7 protein-coding genes are annotated in these 11,507 nt (G+C 68.5%); 3 read left to right on the top strand and 4 right to left on the bottom strand.

Annotation, left to right across the window (positions count from 1 at the left end; genetic code table 11):
- Positions 1 to 17: 17 nt before the first annotated feature.
- The 3 genes from ACFOM9_RS11520 to acs form a co-directional block, all read right to left on the bottom strand.
- A complete protein-coding gene (locus tag ACFOM9_RS11520; protein WP_386710595.1) occupies positions 18 to 842 on the bottom strand; it encodes a hypothetical protein in 825 nt (274 codons plus the stop codon).
- A gap of 314 nt (positions 843 to 1,156) precedes the next feature.
- Entirely contained in the window at positions 1,157 to 1,828 is a 672-nt protein-coding gene (locus ACFOM9_RS11515; protein ID WP_386710592.1) for a response regulator transcription factor, read from the bottom strand.
- A 7-nt stretch (positions 1,829 to 1,835) separates the two neighbouring features.
- Positions 1,836 to 3,791 (bottom strand): acetate--CoA ligase, encoded by a 1,956-nt coding sequence (acs, locus tag ACFOM9_RS11510; RefSeq protein WP_386710589.1) that lies wholly within the window; start codon positions 3,789 to 3,791, stop codon positions 1,836 to 1,838.
- A gap of 160 nt (positions 3,792 to 3,951) precedes the next feature.
- On the opposite strand from acs, the gene ACFOM9_RS11505 reads away from it, so the two are divergent.
- The 3 genes from ACFOM9_RS11505 (at position 3,952) to ACFOM9_RS11495 (ending at position 9,311) form a co-directional block, all read left to right on the top strand.
- The gene (locus ACFOM9_RS11505; protein ID WP_386710586.1) at positions 3,952 to 5,361 is read left to right on the top strand and encodes a DcaP family trimeric outer membrane transporter; all 1,410 of its coding nucleotides are present in this window, start codon (positions 3,952 to 3,954) and stop codon (positions 5,359 to 5,361) included.
- 11 nt (positions 5,362 to 5,372) lie between these two features.
- Entirely contained in the window at positions 5,373 to 7,037 is a 1,665-nt protein-coding gene (locus ACFOM9_RS11500) for an MFS transporter (RefSeq protein ID WP_386710583.1), read from the top strand.
- 156 nt (positions 7,038 to 7,193) lie between these two features.
- Positions 7,194 to 9,311, top strand: coding sequence for a M13 family metallopeptidase (locus ACFOM9_RS11495; protein WP_386710580.1), 2,118 nt, complete (start codon positions 7,194 to 7,196; stop codon positions 9,309 to 9,311).
- Between the two features lie 67 nt (positions 9,312 to 9,378).
- On the opposite strand, the gene ACFOM9_RS11490 is transcribed toward ACFOM9_RS11495, so the two are convergent.
- Entirely contained in the window at positions 9,379 to 11,448 is a 2,070-nt protein-coding gene (locus ACFOM9_RS11490) for a TonB-dependent copper receptor (protein WP_386710577.1), read from the bottom strand.
- Positions 11,449 to 11,507 lie beyond the last annotated feature (59 nt).

Here is an 11,507-nt window from a genome sequence, read left to right as displayed (position 1 = left end):
TCCTGCTCCTTGTAGTCTTACCGGTTTGCGGACGCCCGTCGGTCACCGCATAGCGCGAGGTTGGTGCGTGCCGCGCCGACCACCGCCAGATATTCCTCGGCTACTGTCGGCGCCATGCCGTCGACGATCCCTTCGTCATTGCGAGCGACGTCCGCGCGGTACTTGTCCAGCGCCTCCAGGCAGCCGGCATTGTCGTGCAGTTTGTGGCGCACGAGCGCGTAGTCGTTGCGCACGCCACCCTCATCCACCATCGGCAGCGTGGGCAGGCATCCTCGATAGACCGGCGCAAGCGCCTGGTTGGCCTGGGCGTAGTCCTTGCTGTCATAGAGTTGCTTGAAGCGCTCACGCGCATGCGCGATCGCATCCGGCGTGCACGCGGCAGGCAGACGCAGGTAGTCCCCCCGGTAGCTGCCGTTGTGGCCGCAATAGGCATTGCAGGCGTCGGCGGTGGACGTACTTACCGCGATTCCGCGCCGGCTTGAGGTCAGATCCAGCGTGCACTGGCTGGCCATCGCACCCTCGTACACAACCGCGCGGCGGCCGCGCACCTGGCCGCTGAAGTTGCAACCATTGCCGGCATTCTCGGTTTCCAACGTGAAGCGGACGCCTTCGACGGCAGGAGCCTCGATCGACAGCCTGCCCCAACCGCCTTCTGTGGCATAGGCACCTGCAAGCGTCGGGTGCGATGCGGACGTCGTGTCCGATGTATCCGCCTGGATGAAAGACGTTGGCGTTGGCGGTGCCGATGCGACGTCGATATCGGGCTTCGGCTGGCCGCATCCGGCCTGCAAGCAGGCGCTTGCGAGCAGCAGCGTGGTACGCAAGCGCGGGCGATGATGCATGTCCATTGCAATTTCAACAGTTTCCCTGTGCTTCAAGCCTAGCACGCGGCTCATTGATCGATCGAGGCCAAGAATGTTGGCGGGGTGGAGCACCCCGCTTTCGGATGGGGCATCGGATCGCTTGGCAATCCATTAGCTGCGCGGGCGGCCAAGCAAGCAGGCAAAGGAAAATGACCACCTACTTCGATCCCCCTTTGCTGACCGCCCCTTCTGTTGACCATGTGTTGGTCGATCTGCCGGAAAACCTGTCCATGTCGCGAAAAGCGTAGCCAGCGACCAAATCCGGCAAGCGTGGCGTAATACTCCGGAAGTGGTTATTCCGGTTCGTCGGGCTGCGGCTTCATCGCCCCCGGCTCCAGCGCCAGCCTGCCTGCAATCAGCACCGCCTGGGTGCGGTTGCTGGCGCCGAGCTTGCGCAGGATCGCGGTCATGTGCGCCTTGACGGTGGCCTCCGACACGCCGAGTTCGTAGCCGATCTGCTTGTTGAGCAGGCCTTCGCCGAGCATCTGCAGGACGCGGAACTGCTGCGGGGTGAGGCCCTGCAGGCGCTGGGCGGCGTCGTGTTCGTCGGCCGAGGCCGGGGGCGCGGCAAGGGCCGCGGCGGGGGCCCAGCGGTCGCCGTCGAGGACGCGGGTGATCGCTTCGCCCAGCGTGGCGGCGTCGGCGGACTTGGGGATGAAGCCCATCGCGCCGTGGTCGAGCGCGCGCCGCATCACCGCCGGCTCTTCGCGCGCGGACACCATCACGATCGGCAGCTGCGGGTGCAGCGCGCGCAGGTGCACCAGCGCGGAAAACCCCTGCGCGCCGGGCATGTTGAGGTCGAGCAGCAGCAGGTCGGCGTCGGGTTCGGCTTCGACCAGCGCGTACAGCGCGTCGACGTCCTCGGCTTCGCGCAGCTGCACGTCGGGCAGCACGCGCTGCACCGCGCCGCGCAGCGCTTCGCGGAACAGGGGGTGATCGTCGGCGACGAGGATGGTCGAGGCCATCAAGCCCTCAGTCGGGCACGCGGCGCTGCCTGACCAGCGAATCGACCACCGACGGATCGGCCAACGTGCTGGTGTCGCCCAACTGGTCGGGCGCGTTCTCGGCGATCTTGCGCAGGATGCGGCGCATGATCTTGCCCGAGCGCGTTTTCGGCAAACCCGGTGCCCACTGGATGTAGTCGGGCGTGGCGGTCGGCCCGATCTCGCTGCGCACCTGCTGCACCAGTTCCTTGCGCAGCGCCTCGCTTTCCTGCTCGCCGGCGACCAGCGTCACGTAGGCGTAGATGCCCTGGCCCTTGATGTCGTGCGGGAAACCGACCACCGCGGCCTCGGCGACCTTGGGATGCAGCACCAGGGCGCTTTCCACTTCGGCGGTGCCGATGCGGTGGCCGCTGACGTTGATCACGTCGTCGACCCGGCCGGTGATCCAGTAATAACCGTCGGCGTCGCGGCGGCAGCCGTCGCCGCTGAAGTACATCCCCGGATAGGTCTTGAAGTAGGTGTCGATGAAGCGCTGGTCGTCGCCGTACACGGTGCGCATCTGGCCGGGCCAGGAGTCGAGCATCACCAGGTTGCCTTCCGCCTCGCCTTCGAGCACCACGCCGTTGGCGTCGACGATCGCAGGCTGCACGCCGAAGAACGGCTTGGTGGCCGAACCGGGCTTGGCCGGAATCGCGCCGGGGATCGGCGAGATCATGATGCCGCCGGTTTCGGTCTGCCACCAGGTGTCGATCACCGGCAGCCTGCCGTCGCCGACCACGTCGCGGTACCAGCGCCACGCTTCGGGATTGATCGGCTCGCCGACCGAACCGAGCAGGCGCAGCGAGGCGCGCGAGGTCTTCCTCACCGGGCCGTCGCCCTCGCGCATCAGCGCGCGGATCGCGGTGGGCGCGGTGTAGAAGATCGTCACCTTGTGCTTGTCGATCACCTGCCAGAAGCGGGAGAAATCCGGATAGTTGGGCACGCCCTCGAACATCAGCGCGGTCGCGCCGTTGGCCAGCGGGCCGTAGACGATGTAACTGTGGCCGGTGACCCAGCCGACGTCGGCGGTGCACCAGTAGACGTCGTCTTCCTTGAGGTCGAACGCGCACTCGTGCGTGTAGGACACGAACACCAGGTAGCCGCCGGTGGTGTGCAGCACGCCCTTGGGCTTGCCGGTGCTGCCGGAGGTGTAGAGGATGAACAGCGGATCCTCGGCGTTCATGCGCTCGGGTTCGCAGGTATCCGGCTGGCTGTCGACCACGGCGTCGAACCAGCGATCGCGCGGCATCTGCATGTCCACCGCGCCGCCGGTGTGGCGTACCACCAGCACGGTTTCAACCGTCTCGGTGCCCGGCATCTTCAGCGCGGCATCGACGTTCGCCTTGAGCGGGATGGCCTTGCTGCCGCGCAGGCCTTCGTCGGCGGTGATGACCAGCTTCGACCGGCAGTCGCGGACGCGGTCGGCGATCGAGTTGGGCGAGAATCCGCCGAACACCACCGAGTGGATCGCGCCGATGCGCGCGCAGGCCAGCATCGCCACCGCGGCATCGACGATCATCGGCAGGTAGATGGTGACGCGGTCGCCCTTCCGCACGCCAAGGTTGCGCAGCGCGTTGCCGAGCCTGCACACACGCGCGTGGAGCTCGCGGTAGGTGACGTTCTGCGCCGGGGCGTCCGGATCGTCGGGCTCGAACACCAGTGCGGTCTTGTCGCCACGCGTCGTCAGGTGCCGGTCGAGGCAGTTGACGCTGGCATTGAGTTCGCCGTCGGCGTACCAGCGGATGTGGAAGTCCTTCAGGTCGAAGCTGACGTCGCGGATCCGGGTCGGCTTGCGATCCCAGTCGAGGCGCTCGGCGACCTGCGCCCAGAACGCGTCCGGGTCGCGGACCGAGTGCGCGTACAGGCGCTCGTAGTCGCCATGGCCGATGGCGGCCTTGGCCGCGAAGTCTTCGGGGACGGGATAGATCGCGGGAATATCGGACATGGCCTCCACCGGAATGACGCGGGAACGGTCCAAGTGTGCCCCATCGTCGAGCCGCCGGCGTTAGACCTTCGTCTAGGCGACCAATGGCGAATCGACGCGCCGCTGGCGCTCGCGCACCCTGCCGGCGCACTTCAATGCGCAGCCCTCGGGAGGGGAATCCATGACTGCTTTCCGCAGCAACGGCGGGTCCATGCCCGTCGCCACCGTGCAGCGCCGGTTGCTGGCGCTCTCGGTCGTCGTCGCCCTGCTCGCCCCAGGCGCGGCACTGGCGCAAACCGCCAAGGAAAAGGAGCTCGAGGCGCGCGTCGCGCAGCTCGAGCAGATGGTGCAGCAGCTGGTCGCCCAGCAGCAGCAGACGCAGACCGCGGTGGCCGACGCCCAGGCGCAGGTCAGCGAAGTGAAGACTGCGCAGGCACAGGCACCGGCCGCGCTGCCGGCCGGCAAGCAGCCGATCCAGGCCACCGCGATCAACGCGAGCGGCAATCCGGGCACGACCTTCAGCTACGGCGGCTTCATCAAGCTCGACGCCATGGTCACCGACACCAGCGATGGCCGCATCGCCGACGGCTCGGCGGGCCGCCTGTTCTACCTGCCCAGCGCGATCCCGGTAGGCGACGAGGGCGCGGACGGCGGCGATCCCTACACCGACGTGCACGCGCAGTTCTCGCGCTTCTGGTTCAGCGCCGACACCGTCACCGACGGTGGCGACAAGCTCAAGGCCTACATCGAGGCGGACATGTACGGCGGCGGCAACAACAGCTTCGCCGGCAACGAGACGTCGACCAACACCTACGCCATCACCCTGCGCCAGGCCTACGTGAGCTGGAACAACTGGCTGGCCGGCCAGACCTGGTCGAACTTCCAGGACACCGCGGCGCTGCCCGAAGCGGTGGATTTCGTCGGCGTCACCGACGGCACCACGTTCGTGCGCCAGGCGCAGCTGCGCTACACCCAGGGGCCGTGGTCGTTCTCGGTGGAGAACCCGCAGACCACGGTCACCTCCTACCTGGGCGCGTCGCGCTTCAACAGTGGCGACAGCGTGGCACCGGATTTCACCGGCCGCTGGCTCACCAAGGGCGACTGGGGCCACTTCACCGTGGCCGCGCTGCTGCGGCAGTTCAAGTACGGCGAGGAAACCGAGACCGGCGGCGCGGTGAGCGTGTCGGGGCGCTTCAACCTTGGCGCGAACGACGACATCCGCTACATGGCCAACGCCGGCAGCGGCATCGGCCGCTACATGGCCTTCGGCCTGGGCACCGATACCGTGATGGATGCCAACGGCGAGCTGCACGCGCTCGACGGCTACGGCGGCTTCGTCGCCTGGCGGCACGCGTGGAACGCGAAGCTGCGCAGCAACCTGATGTATTCGGCAGCGCAGTTCGACAACGACACGGCGCTGACCGGCTTCGGCGTCACCGAGCGCGCGCAGTCGTTCCACGCCAACCTGATCTATTCGCCGATCCCGAAGCTCGACGTCGGCGCCGAACTGATGTGGGGCCAGCGTTCGCTCGAGGACGACCGCGAGGGTGACCTCAAGCGCCTGCAGACCACCGTCAAGTACAGCTTCTAAGGGGAGCCACCATGTCCAGCACGACCGCGAACGCCGCACCTACGCCCGGATCGCTGACCAAGGGCCACAAGAAGGTCATCTTCGCCTCCAGCCTCGGCACCGTCTTCGAGTGGTACGACTTCTATCTGTACGGATCGCTCGCCGCGATCATCGCCAAGCAGTTCTTCACCGGCCTCAATCCCACCAGTGGCTTCATCTTCGCGCTGCTGGCGTTCGCCGCCGGCTTCGCGGTGCGTCCGTTCGGCGCGCTGGTGTTCGGCCGCCTCGGCGACATGGTCGGGCGCAAGTACACGTTCCTGATCACGATCGTGATCATGGGCCTGTCGACGTTCCTGGTCGGCGTTCTGCCCAGCTACACCACGATCGGCTTCGCCGCGCCGGTGATCCTGATCACGCTGCGATTGCTGCAGGGCCTGGCGCTCGGCGGCGAGTACGGCGGCGCGGCGACCTACGTCGCCGAGCACGCGCCGATGGGCAAGCGCGGGCTGTACACCAGCTTCATCCAGACCACGGCGACGCTGGGCCTGTTCCTGTCGCTGCTGGTGATCCTGGGCTGTCGCTACTTCCTCGGCAGCGAGGACTTCGAGGCCTGGGGCTGGCGCATCCCGTTCCTGGTGTCGTTCGTGCTGCTGCTGGTGTCGGTGTGGATCCGGATGCAGCTGGCCGAGTCGCCCGCGTTCGTGCAGATGAAGTCCGAGGGCAAGGGCTCCAAGGCGCCGATCACCGAGAGCTTCTTCAGCAAGAACGGCAAGATCGCGCTGCTGGCACTGCTCGGCGCGACCGCCGGCCAGGCGGTGGTCTGGTACGCGGGCCAGTTCTACTCGCTGTTCTTCCTCACCCAGACGCTCAAGGTGGAAGCGTCCACGGCCAACCTGATGATCGCCGCGGGACTGATCATCGGCACGCCGTTCTTCGTGGTCTTCGGCTGGCTGTCGGACAAGATCGGGCGCAAGCCGATCATCATGGCCGGCTGCCTGATCGCGGCGCTGACCTATTTCCCGATCTTCAAGGCGCTGACGCATTACGCCAACCCGGCGATCGAGGCCGCCGCGCAGACCAGCCCGGTGGTGGTGACCGCCGATCCGGACACCTGCACGTTCCAGTTCAACCCGGTGGGCACCAGCAAGTTCACCACCTCGTGCGACATCGCCAAGAGCGCGCTGGCCAAGAGCGGCACGCCGTACTCCAACGTCGACGCGCCGGCCGGCAGCGTGGCCACCGTGGCCATCGGCGACACGGTGATCGACGCCTTCGAGGGCAAGGGGCAGGACGCCGATACGCTCAAGGCGGGCACCGCGCGCTTCGGCGACGAGATCAAGTCCGCGCTCACCGCCGCCGGCTATCCGGAAAAGGCCGACCCGTCGCGCATCAACACGCCGATGGTGATCGTGCTGCTGTCGATCCTGGTGATCTACGTGACGATGGTCTACGGCCCGATCGCGGCCTGGCTGGTGGAGCTGTTCCCCACCCGCATCCGCTACACCTCGATGTCGCTGCCGTACCACATCGGCAACGGCTGGTTCGGCGGCTTCCTGCCCACGATCTCGTTTGCGCTGGTGGCGGCCTCGGGCAACATCTACCAGGGCCTGTGGTACCCGATCGGGATCGCGGTGATGACGCTGGTGATCGGCACGCTGTTCCTGCCGGAAACCAAGGACCGCGACATCACCCTGTAACGCGCGACACGCATCGATCCGCGACGACGCCGGCCCGCAGGGGCCGGCGTTTTCGTTTCCATCGTGAGGCCGCAGGCACCCCTTGGTGACTTCCTGCACATGCGGCGCGGGCTGTCGGGCGCAGCATGGCCGGTTCCACTCGTCCGAGGAGCGCGCATGCCTTCCCCCCGTCCCCTTGCCGCCGCGGCGCTTGCCCTGGCCATCGCCGCGGCCGTGCCCGCGTGCCAGCGCTCGCCGTCTCCGGGCGGCCAGACAGCGCAGCCGGCAGCGCCGGCACCCGCCGCCACCGCGGCGCAGCCCGTCTCGGGCATCGACCTGGCCGGCATCGACAAGTCGGTGCAGCCCGGGGACGACTTCAACGCGTACGCCAACGGCACCTGGGAGAAGACCACGCAGATCCCGGACGACCGCTCCAGCACCGGCGCGTTCGTGCAGGTGTTCGAACTGGCCGAGAAGCGCACGGCCGATCTGATCCAGGGCATGGAGAAGTCCGATCCGCCCGCCGGCAGCGACGCGCGCAGGATCGCCGACTACTACGCCGCGTACATGGACGAGGCGGGCATCGAGCAGCGCGGGCTGGCGCCGCTGCAGCCGAAGCTGGACCGGATCGACGGCATCGATTCGGTGGCCGCGCTGTCGCGCTACATCGGCGGCAGCGTGCGCGCCGACACCGACCCGCTCAACTTCACCAGCTTCCACACCGGCAACCTGTTCGGCGTGTTCGTGGCGCGGGGGCTCGAAGGGCCGTCGCGCAACGTCGCCACGCTGATGCAGGGCGGCCTGGGCATGCCCGATCGCGAGTACTACCTGTCGGCCGACAAGCCGATGGCGCAGAACCGCGACCAGTACCGCGCCTACATCGCCGCACTGCTGGCGCAGGCCGGCACGCCCGACGCCGACAGCAGGGCGCAGGCGGTCTTCGACCTGGAAATGCGGATCGCCAAGGCGCATGCCAGCGTCGTCGACAGCCAGGACGTGCACAAGGGCAACAACCCCTGGCAGACCGCGGCGCTGGCGGACAAGGCGCCGGGCATCGACTGGCCGGCCTTCCTGGAGGCTTCCGGCCTGTCGGGCGAGACGACAATCGTCGCCTGGCAGCCGGAGGCGATCCGGGGGCTGTCGGCGCTGGTCGCCGGCCAGCCGCTGCAGGCGTGGAAGGACTACCTGCGCTTCCATGCGCTCGACCAGAGCGCCGCACTGCTGCCCAAGGCGTATGCCGATCTCCACTTCGGCTTCCACGGCAGAACCCTGCAGGGCACGCCGCAGCAGAAGGATCGCTGGAAGCGCGCGGTCGCCGCGACCAGCGATGCGCTCGGCGACGCGGTCGGCAAGCGCTACGCCGAGCGGTACTTCCCGCCGGCGTCCAAGGCGCAGGTCGAGCAGATGGTGCACAACATCCTGGCCGCGTTCCGCGATGGCGTGGACAAGCTGGAGTGGATGGCACCGGAAACCAGGAAGATCGCCAAGGCCAAGGCCGAAACCATGCGCGTGAGCGTGGGCTACCCGGACGCGTGGCGCGACTACGCGTCGCTGGAGATCCGCCGCGACGACCCCCTGGGCAACGCGCTGCGCGCCGAGGAGCGGGAATACCGCTACCAGCTGTCGAAGCTCGGCAAGGACATCGATCCGGGCGAATGGTGGATGACGCCGCAAACGGTCAACGCGATCCAGCTGCCGCTGCAGAACGCGATGAATTTCCCCGCCGCGATCCTCGAGGCGCCGTTCTTCGACCCGAAGGCCGACCCGGCCGCGAACTATGGCGCGATTGGCGCGGTGATCGGTCACGAGATCAGCCACGGCTTCGACAACACCGGCGCGGATTTCGGCGCCGACGGGCAGTTGCACAACTGGTGGACGCCGCAGGACAGCGCGCATTTCGAGGCCGCCAGCGACCGGCTGGTGAAGCAGTACGACGCCTACGAGCCGCTGCCCGGGCTGCACATCAACGGCACCCAGACCCTGGGCGAGAACATCGCCGACGTTTCCGGCCTGCAGGCCGCCTATCGCGCGTGGCGCGCGTCGCTGGGCGGCAAGGAGCCGCCGGTCATCGACGGCCTGACCGGCGACCAGCGCTTCTTCCTCGCCTTCGGCCAGGTCTGGCGCAGCAAGATGCGCGAGCCCACGCTGCGCGCGCGCGTCATCGGCGACGGGCACGCACCGGGACCGTACCGCGCACTGACCGTGCGCAACCTCGATCCCTGGTACGAGGCCTTCGGCGTGAAAGCAGGCGAGCAGCTGTACCTCGCACCGGATGCGCGCGTGCGGATCTGGTAGGCCGCCGGAAGCAGCATGGAAGAGGCGACGCCGGCTGCCTGCCGGCGTCGTCGTTTGCGCGGCGCAGTCAGTACGTGAGGTCGAGCCGGACCCACGCCGTGCGCCCGGGCTCGTGGATGCGCACTGGATCGGCCGGATAGCCGAAGTCAGCGCTGCCCGACAGGTTGAGGTGCTCGGCGTAGTTGCGGTCGAACAGGTTGTCGATGCCGGCGGTGAGTTGCGCGCGCGGGCCGAAGCGGTAGCCGCCGTTGAGCGAGAACACCGCGAATCCTGGTGCAGGACCGAGGTCGCGGCCGACCACGTTGCCTTCGTCAACGGCCACGCGATCCTGGCGCGCCGCCACGCGCAGCAGGCTCCCGAACGACCAGCGCTCGCCCGCCCAGGCCAGCGATGCCCGCGCTTCCAGCGGTGGCATCTGCGGTAACGGCCGACCCGCGTCGCGGTTCTCGCCCCAGGCCCACGCCAGGCTGCCACCCAGCGTCCATGCCGGTGCCGGCCGCCACTCGACGCCGGCCTCGGCGCCGTGGATGCGCGCCTCGACATTCGACACCGACGACATCGCTCCCATCATCCCGCCCGCGTCGTAACGGAACAGCAGGTAGTCATCGATGCGGCCGGCATACGCCGACACCCATGCATCCAGCCGCCGGGTGCGGTACTGCAGGCCCACGTCGAGCTGGGTTGTGCGCTCGGGCGCGACCGACGAGAACGCGTTGACCGACCCCATCGGTCCCATGTCGGCGGAAAACAGCTCCCAGTAATCCGGCATCCGCTGCGCGTGGCCAAGGCCGGCGTACCAGCCCAGCGGCGCGCCCTCGACGCCATGCTCGTAGCGGACAAAGCCGCTCGGTAATGTTTCGCGGCGGATCTCGCCGGGGGTGGGGTTGGGCATGGCCATCATCCCGGTAGTCACGCGCTGGTCCTCGGCGCGCGCCCGGTCGATGCGCGTGCCCGTGACCACGCGCTGTCCCGCGCCGGGCTTCCACGTGAATTCGGCGAAGACGCCGGCGTTGTCCAGGCGCGCGTCGCGCGACCACGGCACGTGCTGGTAGGTGTTCCGACCCATCGCATTGCGCGTGCGGTGGCGGCTGTCCTGCGCGTCGACGCCCGCGGTGACGTCCACCGCATCGCCGCGCCAGGTTGCGGCGATGCGCCCGCCGACGGTGGTGCGTTCGACGTTCGAGGCCATCGGCATCGGCATCGCGCCGTCGGGGTTCGGGTCGCGCAGCGTGTAGTTGTCCATCACGTGATCGGCGCGGTTGCGGTACAGGCTCGCCTCCAGCGCATCGATCGCGCCGAGGTGGCGGCGGGTGAAATGCAGGCTGGCGCTTTCGCGCTTGAACTGCGCGCCGTCCATGCCGCGTCCGGCGTAGCGTGCGCGGCCGTCGCCGGAGCCGGCGGCGAGCTCCAGCACCGTATCGTCGTCAGGCGTCCAGCCGATCGCGGCGTCGGTGTTCCACTTGCGCCACGCCGACGGCACGCGCGCGCCGCGGCCATCAGCGTAGTCATCGGCCTCGGAGCGGTTGCCGTTGGCGCGCAGGTAACCCAGCGGGTTGCCGGCAGTGCCGTCGAACACCTGGTCGTTGCGGCCCGCGGAACCGGCCAGCACGCTGCCGCGAAGCTGCAGGCCGGGGGCGTCGAAGCGTTCGCGGTCGCGTTCGAAGCGCACGGTGCCGGCCGACGCGCCGGGCCCCCAGAGCACGGTCTGCGGACCCTTGATGACGACCAGCCGGTCGTAGGTGTCGGGCGACACGTACGACAGCGGGTTGTCCATGCGCGCCGGGCAGGCGCCGGGCATGCTGCCGTCGTTGGACAGCAGGTTCAGGCGCGAACCGAACATGCCGCGCAGCACCGGGTCGCCGTTGCTGCCACCGTTGCGGATCGCGGTGAAGCCCGGGATGGTCTTGAGATAGTCGGCACCATCGCTGGCAGGCACGGGCTGGCGCGGCAGGCGCGGATCGGTTTCGAAGGTGAGGACGGCGCTTGGCCGCACGCCGGTGACGATCACGCGATCGAGCGTGGCCGGTTCGTCGTCGGGTAGCGCCGAGGCGCGGGCGGTGGCGAGTGGAATCAGGGCGAGCGCGGCCACGGCCGCAGGCAGGCGCGCGCAGCGCGCCACCGAAAGTGGAATCGACATGGAGGCTCCGGAAACATCGGAAGGCATGGGCGTGCGGCGGAATGCCGCACGGCGGTCGA

The organism is Luteimonas notoginsengisoli (genome assembly GCF_042648885.1).
Taxonomy (GTDB): Bacteria; Pseudomonadota; Gammaproteobacteria; order Xanthomonadales; family Xanthomonadaceae; genus Luteimonas; species Luteimonas notoginsengisoli.
Note: the sequence above shows the minus strand (reverse complement) of the source record. Positions and strands in the feature narration are given on the sequence as shown.